Origin of the sequence: Pantoea sp. OVA07A, assembly GCF_019969975.1 — a bacterium.
Classification (GTDB): domain Bacteria; phylum Pseudomonadota; class Gammaproteobacteria; order Enterobacterales; family Enterobacteriaceae; genus Pantoea; species Pantoea agglomerans.
In genome coordinates, this window is record NZ_JAHXYM010000004.1 from 1 (window position 1) to 26,206 (window position 26,206).

The 26,206-nt window shown below is 52.6% G+C and carries 25 protein-coding genes, 4 tRNA genes and 1 other annotated feature; of the genes, 7 read left to right on the forward strand and 22 right to left on the reverse strand.

Going from position 1 to position 26,206, the window contains the following annotated elements; all coding sequences use genetic code 11:
• Window positions 1–434: 434 nt before the first annotated feature.
• The 3 genes from clpB to rluD all read right to left on the reverse strand — a co-directional run bounded on the left by clpB (window position 435) and on the right by rluD (window position 4,839).
• Complete coding sequence (gene clpB, locus LC417_RS13755) at window positions 435–3,020, reverse strand: ATP-dependent chaperone ClpB (RefSeq protein ID WP_029519628.1); 2,586 nt, start codon at window positions 3,018–3,020, stop codon at window positions 435–437.
• 113 nt (window positions 3,021–3,133) lie between these two features.
• Window positions 3,134–3,862, reverse strand: coding sequence for a purine nucleoside phosphorylase YfiH (gene yfiH / locus LC417_RS13760; protein WP_187511458.1), 729 nt, complete (start codon window positions 3,860–3,862; stop codon window positions 3,134–3,136).
• The gene (rluD, locus tag LC417_RS13765; RefSeq protein ID WP_010248442.1) at window positions 3,862–4,839 is read right to left on the reverse strand and encodes a 23S rRNA pseudouridine(1911/1915/1917) synthase RluD; all 978 of its coding nucleotides are present in this window, start codon (window positions 4,837–4,839) and stop codon (window positions 3,862–3,864) included. Before rluD ends, yfiH begins: the two co-directional genes overlap by 1 nt.
• 129 nt (window positions 4,840–4,968) lie before the next feature.
• Here rluD and bamD point away from each other — a divergent pair, with 129 nt between their 5' ends.
• The 4 genes from bamD to pheA all read left to right on the forward strand — a co-directional run bounded on the left by bamD (window position 4,969) and on the right by pheA (window position 7,729).
• The gene (gene bamD, locus LC417_RS13770) at window positions 4,969–5,700 is read left to right on the forward strand and encodes an outer membrane protein assembly factor BamD (protein WP_010248444.1); all 732 of its coding nucleotides are present in this window, start codon (window positions 4,969–4,971) and stop codon (window positions 5,698–5,700) included.
• 281 nt (window positions 5,701–5,981) lie between these two features.
• Window positions 5,982–6,317, forward strand: a complete 336-nt coding sequence (raiA, locus tag LC417_RS13775) for a ribosome-associated translation inhibitor RaiA (RefSeq protein ID WP_003849030.1) — start codon at window positions 5,982–5,984, stop codon at window positions 6,315–6,317.
• 101 nt (window positions 6,318–6,418) lie between these two features.
• Window positions 6,419–6,543, forward strand: a sequence feature (Phe leader region).
• The gene (gene pheL, locus LC417_RS13780) at window positions 6,420–6,467 is read left to right on the forward strand and encodes a pheA operon leader peptide PheL (protein ID WP_187507180.1); all 48 of its coding nucleotides are present in this window, start codon (window positions 6,420–6,422) and stop codon (window positions 6,465–6,467) included. Its footprint overlaps the feature before it by 48 nt.
• Window positions 6,544–6,565: 22 nt before the next feature.
• The gene (pheA, locus tag LC417_RS13785; protein ID WP_010248448.1) at window positions 6,566–7,729 is read left to right on the forward strand and encodes a bifunctional chorismate mutase/prephenate dehydratase; all 1,164 of its coding nucleotides are present in this window, start codon (window positions 6,566–6,568) and stop codon (window positions 7,727–7,729) included.
• Window positions 7,730–7,785: 56 nt separating this feature from the next.
• On the opposite strand, the gene tyrA is transcribed toward pheA, so the two are convergent.
• Together tyrA and LC417_RS13795 are read right to left on the reverse strand one after the other, a co-directional pair.
• Window positions 7,786–8,907, reverse strand: coding sequence for a bifunctional chorismate mutase/prephenate dehydrogenase (gene tyrA / locus LC417_RS13790; RefSeq protein WP_010248465.1), 1,122 nt, complete (start codon window positions 8,905–8,907; stop codon window positions 7,786–7,788).
• A 5-nt stretch (window positions 8,908–8,912) separates the two neighbouring features.
• On the reverse strand, window positions 8,913–9,992 hold the full coding sequence (locus LC417_RS13795) for a 3-deoxy-7-phosphoheptulonate synthase (protein WP_010672116.1): 1,080 nt from the start codon (window positions 9,990–9,992) through the stop codon (window positions 8,913–8,915).
• A 288-nt stretch (window positions 9,993–10,280) separates the two neighbouring features.
• Between LC417_RS13795 and LC417_RS13800 the strand changes: the two genes are divergently transcribed.
• The gene (locus LC417_RS13800) at window positions 10,281–10,817 is read left to right on the forward strand and encodes a GNAT family N-acetyltransferase (protein WP_010248470.1); all 537 of its coding nucleotides are present in this window, start codon (window positions 10,281–10,283) and stop codon (window positions 10,815–10,817) included.
• A gap of 99 nt (window positions 10,818–10,916) precedes the next feature.
• Here LC417_RS13800 and rplS read toward each other — a convergent pair whose 3' ends face one another.
• The 5 genes from rplS to ffh all read right to left on the reverse strand — a co-directional run bounded on the left by rplS (window position 10,917) and on the right by ffh (window position 14,428).
• Window positions 10,917–11,264: a 50S ribosomal protein L19 gene (gene rplS, locus LC417_RS13805; RefSeq protein ID WP_003849035.1), complete on the reverse strand. Its 348-nt coding sequence runs from the start codon at window positions 11,262–11,264 to the stop codon at window positions 10,917–10,919.
• Between the two features lie 44 nt (window positions 11,265–11,308).
• Complete coding sequence (gene trmD / locus LC417_RS13810; RefSeq protein ID WP_010248477.1) at window positions 11,309–12,073, reverse strand: tRNA (guanosine(37)-N1)-methyltransferase TrmD; 765 nt, start codon at window positions 12,071–12,073, stop codon at window positions 11,309–11,311.
• A gap of 35 nt (window positions 12,074–12,108) precedes the next feature.
• Window positions 12,109–12,657 carry a ribosome maturation factor RimM gene (rimM, locus tag LC417_RS13815; protein WP_010248480.1) on the reverse strand — a complete coding sequence of 183 codons (549 nt, stop codon included), beginning with the start codon at window positions 12,655–12,657 and terminating at the stop codon, window positions 12,109–12,111.
• Between the two features lie 18 nt (window positions 12,658–12,675).
• Window positions 12,676–12,924, reverse strand: coding sequence for a 30S ribosomal protein S16 (gene rpsP / locus LC417_RS13820; protein ID WP_003849041.1), 249 nt, complete (start codon window positions 12,922–12,924; stop codon window positions 12,676–12,678).
• Between the two features lie 142 nt (window positions 12,925–13,066).
• On the reverse strand, window positions 13,067–14,428 hold the full coding sequence (gene ffh, locus LC417_RS13825) for a signal recognition particle protein (RefSeq protein WP_010248486.1): 1,362 nt from the start codon (window positions 14,426–14,428) through the stop codon (window positions 13,067–13,069).
• Window positions 14,429–14,594: 166 nt separating this feature from the next.
• Here ffh and LC417_RS13830 point away from each other — a divergent pair, with 166 nt between their 5' ends.
• Entirely contained in the window at window positions 14,595–15,395 is an 801-nt protein-coding gene (locus LC417_RS13830; protein WP_010248489.1) for an inner membrane protein YpjD, read from the forward strand.
• Between the two features lie 15 nt (window positions 15,396–15,410).
• Complete coding sequence (locus LC417_RS13835) at window positions 15,411–16,697, forward strand: HlyC/CorC family transporter (protein ID WP_223566045.1); 1,287 nt, start codon at window positions 15,411–15,413, stop codon at window positions 16,695–16,697.
• A gap of 61 nt (window positions 16,698–16,758) precedes the next feature.
• On the opposite strand, the gene luxS is transcribed toward LC417_RS13835, so the two are convergent.
• The 12 genes from luxS to recA form a co-directional block, all read right to left on the reverse strand.
• Window positions 16,759–17,274, reverse strand: a complete 516-nt coding sequence (gene luxS / locus LC417_RS13840) for an S-ribosylhomocysteine lyase (protein WP_009086888.1) — start codon at window positions 17,272–17,274, stop codon at window positions 16,759–16,761.
• A 150-nt stretch (window positions 17,275–17,424) separates the two neighbouring features.
• Complete coding sequence (gene gshA, locus LC417_RS13845; protein WP_050680043.1) at window positions 17,425–19,032, reverse strand: glutamate--cysteine ligase; 1,608 nt, start codon at window positions 19,030–19,032, stop codon at window positions 17,425–17,427.
• A gap of 31 nt (window positions 19,033–19,063) precedes the next feature.
• Window positions 19,064–19,492 carry a YqaA family protein gene (locus LC417_RS13850; protein ID WP_010248498.1) on the reverse strand — a complete coding sequence of 143 codons (429 nt, stop codon included), beginning with the start codon at window positions 19,490–19,492 and terminating at the stop codon, window positions 19,064–19,066.
• Window positions 19,489–20,055 carry a fructose-1-phosphate/6-phosphogluconate phosphatase gene (gene yqaB, locus LC417_RS13855; RefSeq protein ID WP_010672119.1) on the reverse strand — a complete coding sequence of 189 codons (567 nt, stop codon included), beginning with the start codon at window positions 20,053–20,055 and terminating at the stop codon, window positions 19,489–19,491. The genes LC417_RS13850 and yqaB overlap by 4 nt, the downstream gene beginning before the upstream one ends.
• Window positions 20,056–20,517: 462 nt before the next feature.
• Window positions 20,518–20,594, reverse strand: a tRNA-Arg gene (locus LC417_RS13860).
• Window positions 20,595–20,679: 85 nt separating this feature from the next.
• A tRNA-Arg gene (locus tag LC417_RS13865) sits at window positions 20,680–20,756 on the reverse strand.
• Between the two features lie 75 nt (window positions 20,757–20,831).
• Window positions 20,832–20,908: transfer RNA gene (locus LC417_RS13870), tRNA-Arg, on the reverse strand.
• Between the two features lie 8 nt (window positions 20,909–20,916).
• Window positions 20,917–21,009, reverse strand: a tRNA-Ser gene (locus LC417_RS13875).
• A 283-nt stretch (window positions 21,010–21,292) separates the two neighbouring features.
• Window positions 21,293–21,478, reverse strand: a complete 186-nt coding sequence (gene csrA / locus LC417_RS13880; RefSeq protein ID WP_008927091.1) for a carbon storage regulator CsrA — start codon at window positions 21,476–21,478, stop codon at window positions 21,293–21,295.
• Window positions 21,479–21,728: 250 nt separating this feature from the next.
• A complete protein-coding gene (gene alaS, locus LC417_RS13885; RefSeq protein ID WP_010672120.1) occupies window positions 21,729–24,356 on the reverse strand; it encodes an alanine--tRNA ligase in 2,628 nt (875 codons plus the stop codon).
• A gap of 133 nt (window positions 24,357–24,489) precedes the next feature.
• On the reverse strand, window positions 24,490–25,008 hold the full coding sequence (locus LC417_RS13890) for a regulatory protein RecX (RefSeq protein ID WP_223566046.1): 519 nt from the start codon (window positions 25,006–25,008) through the stop codon (window positions 24,490–24,492).
• A gap of 122 nt (window positions 25,009–25,130) precedes the next feature.
• Complete coding sequence (gene recA / locus LC417_RS13895) at window positions 25,131–26,198, reverse strand: recombinase RecA (RefSeq protein ID WP_010248510.1); 1,068 nt, start codon at window positions 26,196–26,198, stop codon at window positions 25,131–25,133.
• Window positions 26,199–26,206: the final 8 nt, after the last annotated feature.

Consider the following 26,206-nt stretch of genomic DNA (forward strand, 5'->3'; position numbering starts at 1 on the left):
CTGTAAAACGTCATAATGAATTTCATTATGTGTTCACTCGTGAGGCTTGATATTTTTTACGTCCGGAGACGCTGATATCAATCCTGCGAGTGCCCACACAGATTGTCTGATAAATTGTTAAAGAGCAGTGCGAACAGTGCGTTAGCGTCCTGTCGCGAGGTGGCGTATATTACGCTTTCCTCCTGCAGAGTCAACCTCTATTTCAGAAGTTTTTCTCCGGCGGCGCAGTCTCCTGTGCCTCCTGACCCGTTTTCCGTTTCCGGTTTGCCGTGTCAGTGGAGGCGCATTATAGGGAACGGCTCAGATAGCGCAAGTGCAAATTGAGACTTTTTTACTGACCGTTCATTTTGCACTCAAAAGGAGTATTAAATAAGCAAAACCCCCTCAAAAGGGCAAAAAAAACGGGCCAGAGGCCCGTTTTTCATTCCACACCCTTACTGATGTGCAGTAATGATGTTGTTCTCCACATCCATTTCGATGGTTTTGCCTGGCACCAGCGAACCGGCAAGGATCTGCTGAGCCAGCGGGTTCTCGATCTGCTGCTGTATCGCACGTTTCAGCGGACGTGCACCGTAGACCGGATCATACCCGTTCTCCGCCAGCAGTTTGATCGCATCATCAGAGATGTGCAGCTGATAACCCCGTTCATCCAGACGTTTGTACAGCCGCTGCAGCTGAATCTGCGCAATGGACGCAATATGTTTCTCAGCCAGCGGATGGAACACCACCACCTCATCAATACGGTTGACGAACTCAGGACGGAAATGCTGTCCGACCACACCCATCACGATATCTTTCATTTCCGGGTAACTGAGATTGCCGAACCGCTCCTGGATTAAATCTGATCCCAGGTTAGAGGTCATAATCACCACGCTGTTACGGAAATCGACCGTGCGGCCCTGCCCATCCGTCAGACGCCCATCATCCAGCACCTGCAGCAGAATGTTAAAGACATCAGGATGCGCTTTCTCTACTTCATCCAGCAGGATGACCGAATAAGGCCGACGGCGCACAGCTTCGGTCAGATAACCGCCCTCTTCATAGCCGACATAACCCGGAGGTGCACCCACCAGCCGTGATACTGAGTGTTTTTCCATAAATTCAGACATGTCGATACGAACCATCGCATCGTCACTGTCGAACAGGAAGTTAGCCAGCGCTTTACACAACTCCGTCTTACCGACCCCGGTTGGCCCCAGGAACAGGAAGGAACCGATAGGCCGGTTTGGATCAGAAAGGCCTGCGCGACTACGGCGAATAGCATTTGATACCGCCTCAACCGCTTCATCCTGTCCGATGACCCGGCCATGTAAGTCCTGCTCCATGCGCAGTAACTTATCGCGCTCACCTTCCATCATTCGTGCGACCGGAATACCGGTCCAGCGTGCCAGCACATCGGCAATCTCCACATCGGTTACCCGGTTACGCAGTAACTTCATGGTCTTGCCTTCCGCCTGAGTCGCTGCGGCTAGCTGTTTTTCCAGTGCCGGAATTTTACCGTACTGCAGCTCTGACATCTGAGCGAGGTCACCCTGGCGACGTGCCTGCTCTAAATTCAGACGCGCCTGCTCAAGTTCCGCTTTGATGTTCTGCGTGCCGGAAAGCGAGGCTTTCTCTGTCTTCCACTCATCTTCCAGCTCGGCGTATTCGCGCTCTTTCTGGTTGAGCTCGGTTTCCAGCATTTCAAGACGCTTGATGCTGGCATCGTCCGCCTCTTTCTTCAGCGCCTGCTGCTCCAGCTTCAGCTGAATGATACGGCGCTCCAGGCGATCCAGTGATTCCGGCTTCGAGTCCATCTGCATACGAATGCTGGAAGCTGCCTCATCGATCAGGTCAATCGCTTTATCCGGCAGCTGCCGGTCAGCAATATAACGATGAGACAGGGTCGCCGCCGCAACAATCGCCGGGTCAGTGATCTGCACATGGTGATGCAGTTCATAACGCTCTTTCAGACCACGCAGAATGGCGATGGTATCTTCCACACTCGGCTCAGCCACAAAGACTTTCTGGAAACGACGCTCCAGCGCGGCATCTTTTTCAATGTACTGGCGATACTCATCAAGCGTAGTGGCACCCACACAGTGCAGTTCACCACGCGCCAGCGCAGGTTTAAGCATATTGCCGGCGTCCATCGCACCGTCCGCTTTACCGGCTCCCACCATGGTGTGCAGCTCGTCGATAAACAGAATGACGTTGCCTTCCTGTTTCGACAGGTCACTCAGTACGCCTTTCAGGCGCTCTTCGAATTCACCGCGATATTTCGCCCCGGCCACCAGCGCACCCATATCCAGTGCCAGTACCCGACGTCCTTTCAGACCCTCAGGCACTTCACCATTGATGATGCGCTGCGCCAGCCCTTCGACAATCGCGGTTTTACCCACGCCAGGTTCACCAATCAGTACCGGGTTGTTTTTGGTACGGCGCTGCAGAACCTGGATGGTGCGGCGAATCTCTTCGTCACGACCGATGACCGGATCGAGTTTGCCCTTCTCTGCCCGCTCGGTCAGGTCGATAGTGTATTTTTTTAAAGCCTGGCGCTGATCTTCAGCCCCCTGATCGTTCACGTTGTCTCCTCCCCGCATCTGTTCAATCGCACTGGTGATTTTTTCACGCGTTGCGCCCGCTGCTTTGAGCAGATCGGCCAGTGAGCCCCGCGATTCCAGGGCGGCCAGAACAAATAATTCGGATGAAATAAAGTTATCGTTGCGCTTCTGTGCCAGCTTGTCGCACAGGTTTAATACCCGGACGAGGTCAGATGAGGGTTGTACATCGCCTTCGCTGCCTTCAACTTGTGGCAGGCGATCAATAGCCTGCTCAACCTGAGCGCGAAATGGCGTAACGTCGACACCGGCCGAAGTCAGTAAAGGTGAAACCGATCCGCCTTCCTGTTTGAGCAATGCGCTCATCAGATGCAGAGGTTCGATGAATTGATTGTCGTGTCCCAGAGCGAGGGACTGCGCGTCGGCGAGAGCCAGCTGAAATTTATTAGTAAGACGATCCAGACGCATAATTCCTCCCATTACAGGTCAAAATGCTACTGGAGATTAAATGAGGTCATCCCTCAAAATTTCAAGGTTAATGACCTGAGATTTGAGTAAAAAATACGCTAACTGGACCGTCTTATGGCGTAAGGTTATAACAGCCAGATCAAAGTTGCCATACGCCCGGTGATCCCATCGCGGCGGAAAGAGAAGAAATCGTCGCGCTGCGTAAAGGTACAAAGGCTGCTGGCGCTGACTGAATTCACGCCCGCTGCCTGTAGTCGCATCTGCGCCAGCAGGCCGATGTCGGCGTAAAAGCGGTCACCTGATGGACGGAAAGCCTGCACAGCCCTGTGATCCTGAGCCATAAAGGCCTGACGGACTTCTTCGCCGACTTGAAACGCATCAGGTCCGATTGCCGGTCCAAGCCAGGCATGAATCTGATCAGGCGGCGAACGAAACTGCGCCAGCGTATTTTCCAGTATACCCGCACAAAGTCCGCGCCAGCCTGCATGTGCCGCCGCCACTTCCGTGCCATCCTGCGAACAGAACAGGACCGGAAGACAGTCAGCGGTCATGATGGCGCAGACAACACCGGGCTGATCGGTAATACAGGCATCAGCACGTAATGGCGTACTTCCCCCTGCAGTCAGACGCACAGCCTCAGTGCCATGAACCTGATCCAGCCACTGCGGCATGGCAGGTAAACCCGCCTCTTCCAACAGCAACTGCCGGTTACGCGCCACCGCATCCGGATTATCCCCCACGTGCCCGCCGATATTCAGTGCATCCCAGGGCGATGTGCTGATGCCGCCCTGTCGCTGCGTCGAGCAGGCCCGAACGCGTGACGGAGCGGGCCATTGAGGAGTAATCAGATTCATCACCAATTCAACTGGTCTTTAAATTCTTCAGTGTCTGCTTTTAACGCCGCGATGAGATCAACCATGTCCTGCGGAAGCGCAGCATGGAATTCCATTTCAATACCGCTAATGGGGTGATAGAGGCGCAACATCGTGGCGTGCAGTGCCTGACGATCGAAACCGCGCAGCGTAGTAATAAATGCTTCAGACGCGCCTTTTGGCGGACGCGGACGGCCACCGTAAAGCGGATCGCCCACCAGCGGATGGCTGATGTGAGACATATGCACACGGATCTGGTGAGTACGACCGGTTTCCAGACGCAGGCGCAGACGGGTATGGGCCCGGAAGTGCTCCATGATGCGGTAATGCGTGACCGCCGGTTTACCCATTGGGTGTACCGCCATGTGGGTGCGTTTGGTTGAGTGACGGCTGATAGGCTGCTCAACGGTGCCGCCCGCAGTCATATTGCCAATCGCAACCGCTTCATATTCGCGGGTGATTTCGCGACGCTGCAGCGAGTCCACCAGATGCGTCTGAGCCGGAACGGTTTTCGCGACCACCATTAAACCGGTGGTGTCTTTATCCAGGCGGTGTACGATGCCCGCGCGCGGCACATCCATAATCGCCGGATAGTGATGAAGTAAGGCGTTTAACACCGTGCCATCCGGATTACCGGCGCCAGGGTGAACCACGAAGTCGCGTGGTTTGTTGATGACAATAATGTCTTCATCTTCATAAACGATGTCGAGTGGCAGATTCTGCGGTTCCCAGCGCTGCGCCTCCTCGATCTCAGCGTCAATCGCGACCAGCTCGCCGCCCAGCACTTTTTCTTTGGGTGTATCGACCATGACGCCGTTTACAGTAACGCGACGATCGAGGATCCACTCTTTTATGCGAGAACGTGAATAATCAGGGAACAATTCCGCCAAAGTCTGATCTAAGCGTTGTCCGAGTTGTGATTCGGATACCGTTGCGGTGAGTTGAACTTGTTGTGCCATATACAGCTTCTTCGTTAACGTTGGGTTTTCACGGCGATGCCGTTTAATATAATGTGCTATCGTACCTGGTCATTACCGGGAGCTATACGGACAGCTTCCGCCATAACATTTGAGGATAATCACTTCGTCATGACGCGTATGAAACATCTGGTGGCTGCTGCCACACTGAGCCTGGCACTTGTTGGTTGTTCCGGCTCAAATGACGCGGTACCGGACAGCCCGCCTTCTGAAATCTATGCTACAGCGCAGCAAAAGCTGCAGGACGGTAACTTTAAAGCTGCGATTAAGCAACTGGAAGCGCTGGATAATCGTTATCCGTTCGGTCCTTATTCGCAGCAGGTGCAGCTGGATTTAATCTACGCGTACTATAAAAATGCCGATCTGCCCCTGGCGCAGGCTGCCATTGCTCGCTTTATGCGTCTGAACCCCACGCATCCGAACATTGACTATGTCATCTATATGAAAGGTCTGACGGACATGGCGCTGGATGACTCCGCGCTGCAGGGCTTCTTTGGTATTGATCGTTCTGACCGCGATCCGACGCACGCTCGTGATGCTTTCCGCGACTTCTCTCAGCTGCTGCGGAGTTACCCGAACAGCCAGTATGCGGCTGATGCTCAGAAACGCCTGGTCTATCTGAAAGACCGTCTGGCTAAATATGAGCTGTCAGTGGCGCAATTCTATACTAAGCGTGAGGCTTATGTCGCGGTTGTTAACCGTGTCGAAGGTATGATGCGCGATTATCCGGATACGCAGGCAACACACGATGCCCTGCCGCTGATGGAGAATGCTTACCGCAATCTGCAGCTGAACGCTGAAGCCGATAAAGTGGCGAAAATCATTGCTGCTAACAAAAGCTGATAGTCAGACAGATTCTAAGCCATAAAAAAAGCAGCCTCTCAGGGCTGCTTTTTTTTGCTTACAGAACAGTCAGATTTGGATCTGTTCTCAGCGAGCTAACTCATCAAGCATGCCGTGTTAATCGTTTCGCTTCAAGCCATTTCGGCCAGTTTCTCTGCCTTTCTCACAGAATGTTGTGACTGACAAAAAGTGACATTTTTTCGTGATCGAAATCCCACATTGAACGCTTTTTCGCGCTATGCTGAGAAGACCAAGACGGAAATGACAGAGAGGTAAGAACGATGATTCTGAACATTACCAGTAAACAAATGGACATCACTCCGGCAATCCGAAGCCATGTTGAAGACCGTCTCGCCAAGCTCGAAAAATGGCAAACCGACCTGATTAATCCACATATTGTCCTTTCCAAAGAGCCCAAAGAATTCGTGGCTGACGCCACTATTAACACACCTAACGGGACTCTGGTGGCCAGCGCCAAGCACGATGATATGTATACCGCTATCAACGATTTGATTGCCAAGCTCGAGCGTCAGCTGAATAAAGTTCAGCACAAGTCTGAAGCACGCCGCGCCAGTGCCAGCGTGAAAGACATCATTCCCGCCGACGAAGAGTCCTGATTTTCTTAACGCTGTTTCTTAACGCGCCTGCGGGCGCGTTTTTTATTGACAGCTTTTAAGTAGTACGGTTACTCTCAGGTCACTCTCTTTTCGGACATTACCATGAAACTTGATCTGTTTTTCTTCGCTTTCTTTTTTACCTTCCCCTGAACGGGAGGCCATTCGTCGTGTGAAAATGAAAGCGAAGACGAACACAGAAGCCTCCCAACCGGGAGGCTTTTTTTTTGGATAGCATACAGGTGAGCCCTATGAATCCCGATAATCCATTGCTGGCGCTACGCGACAAAATCAGCGCCGTGGATAAAAAACTTCTGACGCTGCTGGCCGAGCGTCGTTTGCTGGCAGTGGAAGTTGCACAAGCGAAACTGGCGACGCATCGCCCGATTCGGGATGTGGAGCGCGAACGCGCGCTACTGGAGAATCTCATCGTACTGGGTAAGGCACACAACCTGGATGCGCACTACATCACCCGTCTGTTCCAGCTGGTAATTGAAGATTCCGTGCTGACTCAGCAAGCGCTGCTGCAAAAAAACCTCAACCATCCCCATGCGCATGCCGCCCGTATCGCCTTCCTGGGCCCGAAAGGCTCTTATTCGCATCTTGCAGCACGCAACTACGCGTCGCGCCATTTTGATAGCATGGTGGAGTGTGGCTGCCTGAAGTTTCACGACATCATCAAACAGGTCGAAAATGGCGTAGCTGATTACGCCGTGATGCCGATTGAGAATACCAGTTCAGGCTCGATCAACGATGTCTACGATCTGCTGCAACAGACAAGCCTCTCAATCGTGGGCGAGCTGACATTGCCTATCGACCACTGCGTGCTGGTGAATGGCCCCACCGATCTTCAGCAGATTGAGACGGTTTACAGCCATCCTCAACCGTTCCAGCAGTGCAGCCAGTTTATTAATCGTTTCCCGCACTGGAAAATCGAATACACCGAGAGTACCGCGGCAGCGATGGAGAAAGTGGCTGCGCTCAACTCACCTAAGGTGGCGGCGCTGGGCAGTGAGGCCGGCGGCGAACTGTATCAGCTGCAGGTGCTGGAACGTAATCTGGCGAATCAGCAGCAGAATCACACCCGCTTTATCGTGCTGGCCCGCAAAGCAATCGAGGTTTCTGACCAGGTGCCAGCGAAAACCACGCTGATTATGGCAACCGGCCAGCAGGCGGGTGCGCTGGTCGACGCGCTGCTGGTGCTGCGTCAGCACAACCTGATTATGAGCAAGCTGGAGTCCCGCCCGATTAATGGTAATCCGTGGGAAGAGATGTTTTACATAGATGTGCAGGGCAACCTGCAATCAGAGCGGATGCAGCAGGCGCTGCAGGAATTACAGACCATGACCCGCTCTCTGAAGGTACTGGGCTGCTACCCCAGCGAAAATGTGGTGCCCGCTGAACCAGGCGAATAAAAAGAAGAAAAAAGGCATCCAACTGGATGCCTTTTTCATTGATGGATGGCTGTCATTTATGGGCGGCTGTCATTGGCCGATCGCAACAGGCTTCGGCTTTCGACCAGAAAGCGTTTTGCGTGATCGCCAAACCACTGTTCAACCCGGTTAAAGCTGGCGATAAACGCCTGCTTGTCGCCCTGCTCCAGCAGCGCAATCGCTTCACCAAACCGCTGGTAATAGCGTTTTATCAGCGCCAGATTACTCTCTGAAGACATGATGATATCCGCATAGAGTTGCGGATCCTGAGCGAACAACCGCCCCACCATCGCCAGTTCAAGCCGGTAGATTGGCGACGAGAGCGCCAGCAGCTGATCCAGATTGACGTTCTCTTCGGCTAAATGCAGACCATAAGCGAAGGTAGCAAAGTGACGCAGCGCCTGAATGAATGCCATGTTCTGGTCATGCTCAACAGCGCTGATACGATGCAGACGCGCACCCCAGACCTGAATCTGCTCCAGGAACCACTGATACGCTTCCGGTTGTCTTCCATCACACCAGACCACCACCTGTTTTGCCAGGCTGCCGCTGTCCGGGCCAAACATCGGATGCAGACCCAGCACAGGCCCGTTATGGGCAGCCAGCATTGCCTGCAGAGGCCGGTTTTTGACCGACGCCAGATCGACCAGAATACAATCTTCCGGCAGTGGTGGCAGTTGGGCAATCACCTGCTCGGTCAGGTGAATCGGCACGCTAATGATCACCATTCCGGCATCGCTGAGCAGAGTCTCAGCCTGAGGCCAGTCCTCTTTATCCAGCGTTTTAACCGTATAGCCTGATAGCCCGAGCATTTTTTCAAACAGCCGGCCCATCTGGCCCTTACCACCGACAATCACCACCGGGCGCAGTTCAGGACAGAGGGTTTTAAAGCCTTTGTCATTCTCGCTGGTATAGGATTCCCGCATCACGCGACGCAGCACATCCTCAATCAGATCCGGTGGTACACCGAGCGCTTCGGCCTCTTTGCGACGCGAAGCCAGCATCGACGCTTCACGCTCAGGCACATAGATAGGCAGGCCGTAACGGCTCTTCACTTCACCTACTTCGGCCACCAGTTCCAGTCGCTTAGCCAGCAGATCCAGCAGCGCTTTATCAACACTGTCAATTTGATCGCGTAACGCGGTCAGTTCAGCCACCATTGCTCTTACACCTCTTGTGACAGACGCGCCGACAGCACTCCCTGCAGATCCTGATGCATTTCACGCAGCAACGTTTCGGTCACTTCCCAGTTGATGCATGCATCGGTTACGGAAACGCCATACTTCATTTCGCTGCGTGGCTGCTCAGAAGACTGGTTACCTTCATTGATATGGCTTTCCAGCATCAAGCCAATGATTGAACGGTTCCCGTCTTTGATCTGCGCAATAGCGGATTCCGCTACGCCAGGCTGACGGCTGTAGTCTTTGTTCGAATTACCATGGCTGCAATCTATCATTAAGGCCGGACGCAGTCCCGCCTTGAGCATCTCTTTTTCACACTGCGCGACATCTTCAGGACCGTAGTTCGGCGCTTTGCCGCCACGCAGGATCACGTGACCATCCGGATTGCCCTGAGTCTGCAGCAGGCAGACCTGACCGGCCTGATTAATCCCGACAAAACGGTGTGGCATTGCGGCAGCACGCATGGCGTTGATTGCCGTTCCCAGGCTGCCATCGGTGCCATTTTTAAAGCCTACCGGCATCGACAGGCCCGATGCCATTTCACGGTGCGTCTGAGATTCAGTGGTACGTGCGCCAATGGCAGACCAACTGAACAGGTCGCCCAGATATTGCGGACTATTGGGATCCAGCGCTTCAGTGGCCAGAGGCAAACCCATTTCAACCAGGTTCACCAGCAGCTGGCGCGCAATGTGCAGACCCGCTTCCATATCAAACGAGTTATCCATGAAAGGATCGTTGATCAGCCCTTTCCAGCCGACGGTGGTACGAGGTTTTTCAAAATAGACGCGCATCACGATAAAGAGCTGATCTTTCAGCTGTTCAGAAAGGGTTTGCAGACGACGAGCATAGTCCAGTGCCACTTCGGTATCGTGAATTGAGCAGGGTCCGCACACTACCAGCAGACGCGGATCGCGGCCGGCAATAATGTCAGAGATAGTCTGGCGCGACGCCGCGACCTGATCCTGCTGTTCAGTGGTCAGTGGAAACTTCGCTTTCAGCTCTTCAGGCGTGATTAATACCTGTTCACCGGCGATATGCACATTGTTCAGCGCGTCTTTTTGCATGATGGCGATCCTTTGGCTCGTATTGGCAGTCATGGACTCCTCACTGAGGAATGCAAATACTGTATCACAGGCAATACATAGCGCAATATTATATGTACAGTTTTATTACCACGGATCAAGAAGGGTGCGAAATATACTTAAAATAAACAATAAAATCATGCATATAATAAAAACCTCAACCACAAAAAACCAAAGACAATTGTACAAATAAGTTTACAGTTAAGGTTATTGCCTTTCTTCTACCCACAGGCAGAATAAAAGAATCATTCTGTTCGCGCTGAGAGAGTTATGTACCCATCACCACAAAATATTTATCTGCGACCTTTTGAGCTCAGCGACGTATCTGCGTTTACCACTGCGGTTAATGCCTCGCTGGATAGCCTTATCCCATGGATGGTCTGGGCGCATCACGATTATCAGCCTCATGAAGCAGAAAGCTGGATCCGCTTTACCCACTGGCAACGGATGAAAGAGGAAGCGGAAGAGTTTGCCATCGTTGATCAGCATGACCAGCTGCTGGGGGGCGCAGGAATACGCTTTGCCCGTCATCCGGGTGACACCAGCGCAATTGGCTATTGGGTTCGCAGTGATGCCCAGCGTCAGGGCATCGCCAGCCGCGCGGTGGCCGCGTTGCTGCCGCTGGGGTTTTCACGCCCAGAGACCCGGGTGATTGAGATTCTGGCAGCAGAGGATAACCTGGCCAGTCGGGGCGTGGCTGAGAAGTGCGGTGGTCAGTTCATTGGCTGTCGCTATGGCCTGATTGTATTAGAGGAAGGGCCGGTTAATACCGCGATTTATCATTTTCAGCGGCCGGACGACGGTTAACTGTAGGCAGCAAGGTTGACAGTGACATAAAAAAAAGGGGCTGGCATCACGCCAACCCCTTGTTTGCTATTAACTTTTAGATGTCGCGTTAGCGATACCTTAGTTAAGACGCTCTTTAATACGAGCAGACTTACCAGTACGCTCACGCAGGTAGTACAGTTTGGCTTTACGCACAGCGCCACGACGTTTAACAGCGATGCTGTCAATTACAGGTGAATGAGTCTGGAATACACGCTCAACGCCTTCGCCGTTAGAAATTTTGCGAACAGTGAATGCAGAGTGCAGACCGCGGTTACGGATAGCGATAACCACGCCCTCGAATGCCTGCAGACGTTTTTTAGAACCTTCAACGACCCATACTTTCACTTCCACGGAATCACCCGGGCGGAAGGAAGGTACGTCCTGTTTCATCTGCTCTTGTTCAATTTGCTTGATAATGTTGCTCATAATTAAATCTCATATCCTGGGTAAACTGATAGTCGGGGAAGAGCTTACTCTTCCACATCATCGTTTTGTTGCTGCTGAGATTCCCGCTGGAACTCATTCAGCAACCTTGCTTGCTCTTCAGTCAGAGCCAGGTTTTCCAGAAGTTCAGGTCTTCTCAGCCAGGTACGGCCTAGCGACTGCTTCAGACGCCAGCGGCGAATATCAGCATGGTTTCCTGACAGTAATACTGCCGGGACCTCCACGCCGTCTAACACTTCAGGTCGGGTATAGTGCGGACAATCCAGCAAACCTTCCGAGAACGAATCCTCATCGGCTGACGCCTGCTTGCCGAGCACGCCAGGAATAAACCGGGCGACTGCGTCAATCATCGTCATCGCTGGCAGTTCCCCGCCGCTGAGAACGTAATCACCGATTGACCATTCTTCATCAATTTCGGTCTGGATTACGCGCTCATCAATCCCTTCATAACGGCCACAGACCAGAATTAACTTGTCCCGTGCCGCCAGTTCGCAAACGCCCTGTTGGTCCAGTTTGCGACCCTGAGGTGAAAGATATATCACCCTGGCCCCATCACCTGCCGCTGCTTTCGCTGCGGAGATGGCATCCCGTAAGGGTTGTACCATCATCAGCATTCCCGGTCCGCCGCCGTAAGGACGATCATCCACGGTACGGTGCCGGTCGTGCGTGAAGTCACGAGGACTCCAGCTCTGAATGCTGAGCAGACCGTTTTTTACAGCCCGGCCAGTTACCCCGTAATCGGTAATAGCGCGAAACATTTCTGGAAACAGGCTAATAACACCAATCCACATTGTATTCGCCGTTACGTTACCGTTCGATTCGGAGATCAAAAACCAGGATCCCAATCTACCTCAATGATGCCAGTAGAGAGATCGACTTTCCTGATAACCTGTTCATCAAGAAACGGAATTAACCGCTCCTGAGCACCGAATGCATCCTTCAGGTTTGCCTTAACGACGAGAACGTCGTTCGAGCCGGTTTCCATCATATCGATGACTTTACCCATCTCGTAGCCTTCAAGGTTAACTACCTGGCAGCCCATAAGGTCTTTCCAGTAGTAGTCGCCCTCTTCCAGCGATGGCAACTGCGTCGAGTCAACCTGAATTTCGCAATTGGTTAACTGAGCCGCCGCATCCCGATCTTCAATGCCTTTGACTTTGATGATCAGGTCCTGATTGTGGTGCTTCCAACCGTCCAGTTCGACCTGCTGCCATTTACCGGCGCGCTGGATGAACCAGGGTTGGTAGTTGAAGATGCTTTCAGCGTCTTCAGTGGAGGAAAACACTTTGAGCCAGCCGCGAATACCGTAGGCGGCTCCCATCTTACCCAATACAATCGGGTTAACAGGAGGCTGTGCGGCAATTTGTCTGCTCATGCTCACCACCGTGACAGATTAAGCTGCTTTCTTAGCTTCTTTGACCAGCGCGTTAACGCGATCAGAAAGCGTTGCGCCCTGGCCAACCCAGTGCTCGATACGATCCAGATCAAGACGCAGACCTTCAGCCTGACCAGATGCGATCGGGTTGAAGAAACCAACGCGCTCGATAAAACGACCGTTGCGTGCATTGCGGCTGTCAGTGACGACGACCTGATAGAACGGACGCTTTTTAGCGCCGTGACGTGCCAAACGAATTGTTACCATAACATCCTCTTCAGTTAATAAAACACCCGGCCCCCATCGAGGAACGGGGTCCGGGTGCTGTATAAAAAGCCCGAAAATTTTACTCATTTTGGCGAAAAAAGCAACCTAAACCGTGCCATTTCGGGCTTTTTTGTGGAACGCTTTAGCGGCCAGGAAAACCTGGCGGCATCATACCCTTCATGCCGCGCATCATTTTCGCCATACCGCCCTTCTTCATTTTCTTCATCATACGCTGCATATCGTCAAACTGCTTCAATAAGCGGTTAACGTCCTGCACCTGCATACCGGAGCCGGTCGCAATGCGGCGCTTGCGTGAGCCTTTGATGATCTCTGGTTTCTCACGCTCTTTGCGTGTCATCGAGTTGATGATCGCTTCCATGCGCACCAGCACTTTGTCATCCATCTGTGACTTCACATTGTCAGGCAACTGTCCCATACCGGGCAGTTTGCCCATCAGGCTGGCCATGCCGCCCATGTTGCGCATCTGCTTCAGCTGCTCAAGGAAGTCGTTGAGATCAAAACCGTCGCCGGTTTTCAGCTTCTTAGCCAGTTTCTCAGCCTGATCGCGGTCAACCTTGCTTTCGATATCTTCGATCAGTGACAGCACGTCACCCATGCCGAGGATACGCGAAGCAATACGCTCCGGATAGAACGGCTCAAGTGCATCGGTTTTTTCACCGACACCCATAAATTTAATCGGCTTACCGGTGATATGACGAATCGACAGCGCCGCACCGCCTCGTGCATCACCATCGACTTTGGTCAGGATAACACCGGTCAGCGGTAGCGCTTCATTAAAAGCTTTAGCCGTGTTTGCCGCATCCTGACCGGTCATGGCATCGACCACAAACAGCGTTTCTACCGGATTGATCGCGGCATGAACCTGTTTGATTTCGTCCATCATCGCTTCGTCAACGTGCAGACGACCGGCGGTATCCACCAGCAGTACATCGTAGAACTTCAGGCGAGCTTCACGCAGCGCATTGTTAACGATATCGACCGGCTTCTGGCTGAGATCGGATGGGCAGAAATCCACGCCCACCTGCTGTGCCAGCGTTTCCAGCTGTTTGATTGCCGCCGGACGATAGACGTCGGCAGAAACCACTAAGACTTTCTTTTTGTGCTTCTCACGCAGGAACTTACCCAGCTTAGCGACGCTGGTCGTTTTACCGGCACCCTGCAGACCCGCCATTAGCACCACGGCTGGCGGCTGAGCAGCCAGGTCGAGTGCATTGTTCTCTGCACCCATCGCCGTAACCAGCTCGTTACGAACGATTTTGATAAACTCCTGACCTGGAGTCAGACTTTTATTCACATCATGGCCGACCGCGCTCTCTTTCACACGGTTGATGAAGTCACGCACTACCGGCAGCGCAACGTCAGCCTCAAGCAGTGCCATGCGCACTTCACGCAGGGTCTCTTTGATGTTCTCTTCAGTCAGCCTTCCGCGGCCGCTGATGTTTCGCAGGGTTTGCGACAAACGATCGGTTAAATTATCAAACATGGTCTCTCACTAAAAAAAAGATCGCGAGGCGCCTGATCGGCAGAATGCGGCGGATTATAACACGAAGCCTCAGCGATCTCTGCAATTGCCCCTCAGATCGTTTGGAGCCTGCTTCGGCTGGCGCTATACTGCCTTTTTCCTTATCTGACTGAACCTGAAAGGATCTATGTTCGTTTTCGCGATAGTGGCGCTATTCGCCTACTCCTTAAGTCTTGCCCTGATCATTCCCAGCCTGTTGAAACGTAACGGCGGCTGGCGGCGAATGGCGATGCTCTCTGCCTGTGTGGCGCTGGTGACACACGCGGTGGCCTTGCAGCAACGCATATTTGCTGTTGATAGCGGACAGAATTTAAGCCTGCTCAACATAGGCTCGCTGGTCAGCCTGTTGATTTGCGCCATCATGACCATTGTGGCGTCACGTAACCGTGGCTGGCTACTACTGCCGATTGTCTACAGCTTCGCGCTAATCAATCTGGCCTTCGCCACCTTTGTGCCCAATGCGTTTATCACCCATCTGGAAACCACGCCAGGCATGATGATCCATATCGGCCTGTCGCTGTTCGCCTACGCGACGCTGATTATTGCCGCACTCTATGCACTGCAGCTGGCGTGGATCGATTACCAGTTAAAAAACAAGCGTCTGGCGTTCACACAGGATATGCCGCCGCTGCTGACCATTGAACGTAAGATGTTTCACATCACCCAGGTGGGCGTCGTGCTGTTGACGCTGGTGCTCTGCACCGGTCTGTTTTATATGCAGGATCTCTTCAGCGCAGAAAACGTCGATAAAGCCGTGCTCTCCATCATCGCGTGGTTTGTTTATATCGTTTTGCTCTGGGGGCACTATCATGAAGGCTGGCGTGGTCGCCGCGTCGTCTGGTTTAACTGCAGCGGTGCGGTGCTGTTAACCATGGCTTACTTCGGCAGTCGCATCCTGCAGCATCTGCTTGTCCCCACCTCTCGTTAAAAAGGAAGTTCTGCGTTGGAGAATGTTTCAACCACCACGCTGATTATTATTCTCTGCGTCATGGTACTTGTTTCCGCCTGGTTTGCCGGGTCGGAAACCGGAATGATGACGCTTAACCGCTATAAGCTGCGCCATCAGGCCAAAAACGGCAGCCGCCCCGCTCGCCGGGTGGAGAAGTTACTGCGTCGCCCCGACCGGTTGCTGAGCCTGGTATTAATCGGCAATAACCTGGTAAATATTCTGGCATCCGCACTTGCCACCATTGTTGGCATGCGTATTCACGGTGATGAAGGGGTTGCCATCGCAACCGGTATCCTGACCTTTGTGGTGCTGGTATTTGCTGAAGTGCTGCCGAAAACGGTGGCGGCGCTCTATCCCGAACGCGTCGCCTTTCCCAGCAGCCTGCTGCTGGTGCCGCTGCAATACATCATGCTGCCGCTGGTCTGGCTACTGAACACCATTACCCGTCTGCTGATGAGGATGGCGGGTATCCGCGCTGACAGTGCCATTAACTCCGCGCTGAGCAAAGAGGAGTTGCGTACCATCGTCTATGAGTCACGTAGCCTGATGTCACGCCGTAATCAGGACATGCTGCTCTCCGTGCTCGACCTGGAGAAAGTCAGCGTTGATGACATCATGGTTCCGCGTAACGAGATCGTCGGCATTAATATCAACGATGACTGGAAGTCGGTGGTGCGCCAGTTGAGCCACTCGCCACACGGTCGCATTGTGCTATTCCGGGACTCACTGGATGACTGCGTCGGCATGCTGCGGGTGCGCGAAGCCTGGCGCATGATGACGGAGAAAAAAGAGTTCACCAAAGAGACGCTGCTGCGCGCCGCCGATGAGATCTACTACATCCCGGAAGGGACACCGCTGAACACCCAACTGGTGAAGTTCCAGCGCAACAAAGAGAAAGCGGGCGTGGTGGTGGATGAGTATGGCGACATCAAAGGGCTGGTGACGATAGAGGACATTCTGGAGGAGATCGTGGGTGACTTCACCACCTCCATGTCACCGTCACTGGCAGAAGAAGTGATGCCGCAGAATGATGGGTCCGTGCTGATTGAAGGCAGCGCCAGTGTGCGTGAAATTAACAAGGCGTTTAACTGGCAGCTGCCAGAGCAGGAAGCGCGCACCATCAACGGCATGCTGCTGGAAGCGCTGGAAGAGATCCCTGCCATCGCCACCCGTGTTCAGATCGGCCACTACAACGTCGATATTCTGGACGTGCAGGACAACATGATTAAACAAGTGCGCATCACGCCGAAGACGCCACTGAAAAAATCGGTAGGGTCCTGAAGCGATAAAAAAACGCCGCAATCGACATGATGCGGCGTTTTTTTTAGCAGCAAAGCCCTGACTAGATGTGCAGTTCTTTCAGCTTTTCAGCAGGCAGTTTCAGATCTTCGTTGCGGTTAACGCCGATCTCATGCGCCAGCACATTGCGGGCGATCTGCTGCGCTTCATCCAGTGAGTGCAGCTTGTAGCTGCCGCACTGGTATTCATTCAGCTCAGGGATCTGGTTCTGATCTTTCACTTTCAGAACATCTTCCATCGCCCCTTTCCACGCTTTGGCAACGCGCTGCTCGTCTGGTGTACCAATCAGGCTCATGTAGAAGCCGGTGCGGCAACCCATTGGCGAGATATCGACGATTTCCACACCATCACCATTCAGGTGATCACGCATGAATCCGGCAAAGAGATGCTCCAGCGTATGAATGCCACGCTCAGTGAGGATATCAATGTTCGGGCGGCAAAAACGCAGGTCAAAAACGGTAATCGTATCGCCATGCGGAGTCTTCATGGTTTTCGCCACGCGAACTGCCGGTGCGCCCATGATGGTGTGATCAACGGTAAAACTGTCCAGTAGTGGCATACGTCACCTCCTGTTCTGAGAATTTTTTTTAAAACGATGAAACTTTTCTGTTCGCCCAACGTCTGAATATATGAAAGACGCGCATTTGTTATCATCATCCCTGACAACAGAGATGTTAATTTGGCCACATTGATGTGGCCTTTTTCTTTTCTACCCTTCCCGGCTCGCCAGATACGCTTCAAAATCCAGCTTATCATTCGCTTCCAGCTGCTGCTGTGCAGCTACAGACGCCTGCGCCTGACGCGTGAAATCTTCTTCTGTTAGCACTTCCAGCGGCTCTTCGCAGAGCAGATGGCGATACTGTTCAGCCAGCGCCACGCCGGTTCCGGTTACACCGTTGTCCTTCATTGCCTGAAGGATGCGCGCCGAGTAGGTTAGCTCAGGATCGTCGAACGATGCTACCAGTTGATCGCAAACCTGCTGATATTCCGTGCTGTCCTGATTATGACTGTCTAACACTTCAGCAACCCGACGCAGATCGGCAAACAGGGTTTTGCCCACTTCAACCAGCGAATGTTCCTCTTCTCCGCAGCCTACGGCAATTTTCTGGTCCGGTTTACGCCCTTCCAGCACAACCCGGTTCCAGTTTATACGGGTGCATTGCAACTCATCTGCACTCATTTCCGGCGCATCGGCCAGGGTACACCAGATCAGGAACAGGTCGAGGAAGCGAACCTGATTCTCATCTACGCCGATTGCAGAGAACGGATTGATATCCAGCGAACGCACTTCAATGTACTCAATACCACCACGCAGCAGCGCATCAGAAGGCGCTTCACCCGAGCGTGTCACACGCTTAGGCCGGATTGGCGCATAGAGCTCGTTTTCAATCTGCAGCACGTTGGTGTTGAGCTGCAGCCAGTTACCGTCGGCATCTTTAGTGCCCATCGCTGCATACTCTTCTGACGGTGTCTTGATCGCTTTCTTCAGCGCAGTGACATAGCCTTCCAGTGAGTTAAACGTGATGCCCAGAGAGCTCTGCGATTTATTGGTGTAGCCTAAATCGCTCAGACGCAGTGAGGTGGCGTACGGCAGCCACATCGTATCTTTGTCGTTGGTTTCAAACGGCAGCGCGCTCTCACGGCCCTGCAGGAAGCTGGAGCTGATAGCAGGCGATGCGCCAAACAGATAGGGGATGACCCAGCCGAAGCGATAATAGTTGCGGATCAGCCGCAGATAGCCCGCCGAGATGGTCTCTTTTCCGCTTTCCTTATCTTTCACGTCAGCCCACTCCTGCCAGAATGAGAGTGGCAGTGAGAAGTTATAGTGAATGCCGGAGATGGTCTGCATCAACGCGCCGTAGCGGTTTTTCAGCCCTTCGCGGTAGAGCGTCTTCATCTGACCAATATTGGATGTGCCATATTGCGCCAGCTCAATATTGTCCGCATCGTCAATCACGCACGGCATACTAAATGGCCACATGCGTTCATCACCCAGTTCACGGGCAACGTGACGATGAATATCGCGCAGGAATGCCAGCATATGATCAATGCTGTGATCCACTGGCGTAATAAATTCCAGCAACGTTTCGGCAAAGTCAGTGGTGATCCAGTCATGTTTCAGCGCCGACCCCAGAGATTCCGGGTGACCGCTTTTTGCCAGCTCGCCATTTGCCTCTACACGCAGCGTTTCACGCTCGATGCCACGGCCAATACCTTTAAGGGCATTGGGATGCGCTTCCAGCCAGGAGAGCGCTTTAGATACGTCCGGGATCACATTACCCCCCCGCTGTGATAATAATTTATTTTTGTTCAGCATAATGTTAACCGTAGCCTCGAATCTGTGCGAATCAATGCCACCATTGCATACCCTGTAATGTGGCAGTCGCGATAACGATATAACGCAGTGTTTTGCCGACAGCGAGAAACAGCATCGCGGGTAGCCAGGCGAAACGTAACCAGCCTGCCAGAACGCAGAGCAGATCACCTATCACTGGCAGCCAGCTGAATAACAGTGCTGCAGGTCCCAGTCGGTGCAACCACGTCATTGCTGTGTCATGCCATCGCCCCTGACGTTTTAACGGCAGCAAGCGACCAATAAGAATGTTGGTTAAGCCGCCCAAGGTGTTTCCCAGTGATGCGGCCAAAAGCAACCCGTAAACTGATGTCTTTTTTGCTATCAATAGTGCTATCAGCAGTGCTTCAGAACTTCCCGGCAGGAGCGTTGCACTTAAAAAGCTGCTGCCGAACATCGAGGCATAGGTAAGAACGTCACTCACAGTAAGCGGACATCCACCACAGCCATACCTGCCGCCTTCGCTGCCTGAATACCAAAGTCCGCATCCTCAAACACCACACAACGTGTCGGCGTCACACCCATCAGCTCAGCGCAGCGTAAGAAGGTTTCAGGCTCAGGTTTATGACGCTGTACGTCGTCAGCACCGACGACGGCCGAAAAGAGCTCACGTACGCCCAGCTGCGTCAGTAACGCCTCTGCCATGCTGTGTTCGCTTCCGGTACCGACCGCCATCGGACGACGCCCGTGATACGCTTTCACCACCTCCATTAAAGGCAGTGGCTTCACGTTTTCCAGCAGCATCGCTTTCACAGCAGCGGTTTTTTCTGCGGCAAGAAGATGAGGGTCGAGTGACGACTGATTGGATTCAATGATGAACTGCGACAGCCGCCAGGTTGGTGCGCCATTGAAGTCGATAATACGTGCTTCATCCAGCGTTAATCCATAACGCGTCAGTACCTGACGCCACGCTTTTCGATGTGTCGGCTCAGTATCAAGAATCGTGCCGTCCATATCGAAAATCAGGGCGTCATATTGATCGTACATTGTCACTCCGGACATTCATCAAATGAGACATTACTTTAGCCTAATGTGGACAGGTTGTCGCCAGGGGGGATGAACAGCAAATGCTTTGAAAGCATTAACAATTTTTGTTTTCAGATAAAGGTGATCGTGCACGGCCAGCGATAAACGTACGAAATTCCAGCGTTTTTTTAACATTCTTCTGGCAGACAAGCGGCGGCGGACGGGCATGGGCAGCAAAACAGAAGGCGTTGATGCGGGAAACAGGCGTTTCGGATCGCTTAAGTCAGGATGATGAATCAATGGAGCAGATTAAACAGGAAAAGAGTGCGTGTGAAGCCAGAGGGAAACTGCAGAGGTTTTTCAGGATACTCACTCAGCGTTTGCTGTACGGACGGTTACGGAAGTAACGCTATCGTGTTTAGTGAGGTCTTAGCGATCATCGCGCCATGATACTTTGAGGGATTTTGAGGCTAAAGAAGAAGATGGTGCATCCAGGAGGATTCGAACCTCCGACCGCTCGGTTCGTAGCCGAGTACTCTATCCAGCTGAGCTATGGATGCATTGGGGCCTATCTTTTGGGGTCTATCTTTTGAGGTACAACTTTTTATGGACTTACAGAAACCAACCTGAGGATGTTACAAAGAATGGTGCATCCAGGAGGATTCGAACCTCCGACCGCTCGGTTCGTAGCCGAGTACTCTATCCAGCTGAGCTATGGATGCATAAAACAAATTCTTGTACAACGCAGGGTGCTAACTACTCACCATGAAAGGAATTGCTAATTCGCTTTGTTTCGATGGTGCATCCAGGAGGATTCGAACCTCCGACCGCTCGGTTCGTAGCCGAGTACTCTATCCAGCTGAGCTATGGATGCATCGAAAATGGCGGTGAGGGAGGGATTCGAACCCTCGATACAGCTTTTGACCGTATACTCCCTTAGCAGGGGAGCGCCTTCAGCCTCTCGGCCACCTCACCTTACGCTTTCTTTCGAACTGTGCGTCTGAACGTTGTTTCTGCTCATCGGCACTGCGTGGCGCACATATTACTTTCCCGGACTTTTAAGTCAAACAATTTTTCCGAAACTTTGTTTGATTGAGCAAATCACACACAATTGGGACAAAATGGCGACAAAAAGAGTGAATTATCAACAATGAAAGATGATGGCGTTAACAAAACAGAGGAGGAACAGGTAGAAAGAAAAGGCAGGATTTTTACAGAAAGCGGTAGCGCCTCGCACAGGTGCGAGACGCTGAATCCGTTAAACGCTGGTTTGTTGCGTTTTTTCAGCCTGGATGCGTTGATAGATCTCTTCGCGATGCACAGACACTTCTTTCGGCGCGTTAACACCGATACGAACCTGGTTACCCTTAACACCCAGCACCGTTACAGTTACCTCATCACCGATCATGAGGGTTTCACCAACTCGACGAGTTAGAATAAGCATTCTTTGCTCCTTGAAAGATTAAAAGAGTCGGGCTTGTACAGGCTCCCGGCATTATCCATCATTTAACGCTGCACAATGTGTATGAGAAATACACCAATGCACATCGATGCGCCAATACATTCTGCTGATAGTTAGTTTAGCCGAAATACACTACATCAACCTGACTTTGTCATTTGCTGCTTTAGCATCGTATTAAAAAGCGCCGGAACAACCGTTCTGACGCTTTTTACGATGCCTTGTTTTAATTCACTTACAGACGGCTGCTGACCCAGTCCTCAACCCCTGCTAATGCGCCTTTCAGAGCACCCGCATCGTTACCACCAGCTTGTGCCATATCAGGACGGCCACCGCCCTTCCCGCCAACCTGCTGAGCCAGACCGGCAATCAACTCACCCGCTTTAACACGGTCAGTCAGATCTTTGGTCACACCCGCAATCAGCGACACCTTACCTTCAGTAACCGTTGCCAGCACAATAATCGCCGACCCCAGCTGATTCTTAAGATCATCAACCATGGTACGCAACATTTTCGGTTCAACATTGTTGAGCTCACTGACCAGCAGTTTCACTCCCTTAATGTCGATAGCATTGCTGCTCAGTGAAGCGCTCTCCTGCGCGGCTTGCTGATCGCGCAGTTGCTGCAACTCTTTCTCCAGAGCCCGTACATGATCGACCAGACCACGCACTTTCTCATTCAGGTTGCTGCTGTTCGCTTTTACCAGCTGCGCAAGATCCTGCAGCTGGCTGCTCTGCGCATTGACCTGCGCCAGCGCGCCTTCACCCGTAATCGCTTCGATACGACGAATACCGGCTGCGGTACCTGACTCCGCCTGAATACGGAACAGCCCGATGTCACCCGTGCGCGCAGCATGGGTACCACCACACAGCTCAACAGAGAAATCACCCATGGTCAGAACGCGCACGCGCTGATCATATTTCTCGCCAAACAGTGCCATTGCCCCTTTAGACTTCGCCGCATCCAGATCCATCACTTCGGTTTCAACCGGCAGGTTGCGACGAATTTGCGCATTGACGATATCTTCGACCTGACGAATCTCCTGAGGTTTCATCGCTTCGAAATGCGAGAAATCGAAACGCAGGTACTTGTCGTTAACCAGCGAGCCTTTCTGCGCCACATGCTCACCTAAAACCTGACGCAAGGCGGCATGCAGTAAGTGAGTAGCAGAGTGGTTAAGACGGATGCGCGCACGGCGTGCCGCATCAACCTGTGCCTCAAGGCGATCACCGATACGCAACTGCCCTGCGGTCAGCTTACCGACATGACCGATTGCCTGACCATATTTTTGTGTATCCTGGACGCTAAATTCAGCATTCTTCCCTTTCAGCAGACCGGTATCGCCTACCTGGCCACCCGATTCGCCATAGAATGGCGTTTCATCCAGCACGACCACAGCATCCTGACCCGCGGTCACTTCATCAACCGCCTCGCCTGCAACATAGAGCGCTTTCACCGTGGCAGCTAAATCGAGCTGGTCGTAGCCTTTGAAGGATGAGGCGGCATCAATACGAATAACGTTGCTGTAGTCAGCGCCGAAGCCACTCGCTTCACGTGCGCGCTGACGCTGCTGCTCCATCGCCCGCTCAAAGCCGGCTTCGTCGATCTTCAGATTGCGTTCACGGCAGACGTCAGCCGTTAAATCAGCCGGGAAACCAAAGGTATCGTAGAGACGGAAGACGATTTCGCCATCCAGCGTGTCGCCCTGCAGTTTTTCCAGCTCTTCGTCCAGCAGCGCCAGTCCGCGCTCCAGGGTTCTGGCAAACTGATCTTCTTCGCTTTTCAGCACCTGCTCAACCTGAGCCTGCTGGCGCTGTAACTCTTCGCCTGCGGCACCCATGACCTCAACAAGTGGCGCAACCAGCTTATAGAAGAAGGCCTCTTTAGCGCCCAGCATGTTGCCATGACGCACGGCACGACGAATGATACGACGCAGCACGTAGCCACGGTTCTCATTAGACGGGATGACGCCATCGGCAATCAGGAATGCACAGGAGCGAATGTGGTCGGCAATGACACGCAGCGATTTGTTACTGAGGTCAGTGGCACCGGTAACCTGCGCCACGGCCTGAATCAGTTTCTGGAACAGGTCGATTTCATAGTTGGAGTTGACGTGTTGCAGAACGGCAGAAATACGCTCAAGGCCCATTCCGGTATCAACCGACGGTTTTGGCAGCGGCAGCATGGTGCCATCAGCCTGACGGTTGAACTGCATAAAGACGATGTTCCAGATCTCAATGTAACGGTCACCATCTTCTTCCGGGCTGCCCGGCGGGCCACCCCAGATGTGATCGCCATGATCGTAGAAAATCTCGCTGCACGGACCACAAGGACCGGTATCGCCCATCTGCCAGAAGTTATCTGACGCATACGCGCTGCCCTTGTTGTCGCCAATGCGAATAATGCGTTCACGTGGCACACCGATTTCGTTCGCCCAGATATCAAAGGCTTCATCGTCGGTTTCATAGATCGTCACCCACAGACGCTCTTTTGGCAGGCTGAACCACTGCTCGCTCGTCAGCAGTTCCCAGGCAAAACCAATCGCCTCTCTCTTAAAATAGTCACCAAAGCTGAAGTTACCCAGCATTTCAAAGAAGGTGTGGTGACGTGCGGTGTAACCGACGTTTTCAAGATCGTTGTGTTTGCCGCCTGCGCGTACGCAGCGCTGTGACGTGGTCGCACGTGTGTAGTCACGTTTGTCCTGACCGAGGAACACATCTTTAAACTGGTTCATCCCGGCGTTAGTAAACAACAACGTTGGATCGTTATTCGGTACGAGGGAGCTGCTGGTTACAACCTCATGTCCCTTGCTATGAAAAAAGTCGAGAAACGCTTGACGGATCTCAGCAGTGCTCTTGCTCATATATATCCTGGAATCACGCTAACGAACGTTCCCTCTGATCGGCGCGACCACATTCTGGTGGTGCCTGATTAGCGGAACAAAAAGTGGGAATAAGATAAATTTTCTTCAGTGGGAAGTAAAATTACATCGGCTTTTAGTCATCAAAATTTCTGAAAATGGACTGGATATCTTCGCTCATAAAACCCTTTGACTGCAGATAGCGTAGTACTTTCGCTTTCTCTTTCCACTCTGTGGGCAGCGGGTGTCCGAATTTTCGTTCAGCCAGCTGAGCCGCGCACGCCGCCCAGTCTACCTTAGTCTCTTCCATTGCAAGATCAATGGCTTCACGGTCGATGCCTTTCTGGCCCAGTTCAAGGCGCACGCGCTGCGATCCAAAGCCCTTACGGCTCCGGCTCTGAATAAATCGTTCGGTGAAACGCTCGTCGTTTAACCAGCCGCTTTCCTGACACCAGTTAAGAACCTGTTCCAGCAACGCTTCGGTAACAATTTCGGGCTCTTTTTTCTGCGCCCACGCAGCACGCTGCGCTGATTGTTGCAGTTTACGCGCTAACTCTGCACGGCTGTGGTCGCGCTGACCCAGAATACGCATCGCACGGTCAAGCAGACGAGAGTAAGAGACGACATTAGGTTGGGGCTGAGAGGGTTCAGTCATACTGCGCACCTTGTACAAACAGAGGGAGATTATGGCGACAGAACAGGACAGAGGGAAGGCAAGAAAGGCAATAGAGGGGGATAAAACTACGGGAGAGGCTTTCGCCCCTCCCGCATCAGAGATTAGAAGTCTTCGTTCGCTTCAGCCGCGTCTTCTTTCTCAGCAGCCTTGTCGGCTGCTGCGAGTTTTTCATCCGCGCCGTTGAGCAACATCTCACGTAACTTCAGATCAATCTCGTTTGCCACAGCAGCATTCTCTTTCAGGAAGTTGCCGGCATTCGATTTACCCTGACCAATCTTGTCGCCATTGTAGCTATACCATGCACCCGCTTTTTCAATCAGCTTGTGCTTCACGCCCAGGTCGACCAGCTCACCAAAGGTATTGATACCTTCGCCGTACATGATCTGGAACTCAGCCTGTTTGAATGGCGCGGCGATTTTGTTTTTCACCACTTTAACGCGGGTCTCACTGCCGACCACGTTATCGCCCTCTTTGATTGCACCGATACGGCGGATATCAAGACGGACAGAGGCGTAGAACTTCAGCGCGTTACCACCAGTGGTGGTTTCCGGGTTACCAAACATCACACCAATTTTCATACGGATCTGGTTGATGAAAATCAGCAGGGTATTGGACTGCTTCAGGTTACCGGCCAGTTTACGCATCGCCTGGCTCATCATACGTGCCGCGAGGCCCATGTGTGAGTCACCGATTTCACCTTCGATTTCCGCTTTAGGCGTCAGCGCCGCGACGGAGTCGACGATGATCACGTCAACGGCACCAGAGCGCGCCAGCGCATCACAGATTTCCAGCGCCTGCTCACCAGTGTCTGGCTGAGAGCAGAGCAGGTTATCAATGTCTACGCCGAGTTTCTTGGCGTAAACCGGATCAAGCGCATGTTCTGCATCGATAAAGGCACAGGTTTTACCTTTACGCTGTGCAGATGCGATAACCTGCAGAGTCAGCGTGGTTTTACCTGAAGACTCAGGTCCGTAGATCTCAACGATACGGCCCATTGGCAGACCGCCTGCGCCTAATGCGATATCCAGCGACAGCGAGCCGGTAGAGATAGTTTCCACATCCATTGAGCGGTCTTCACCCAAGCGCATGATGGAGCCTTTACCAAATTGCTTCTCAATCTGGCCAAGCGCGGCAGCTAAAGCCTTCTGTTTGTTTTCATCAATCGCCATTTCAACTC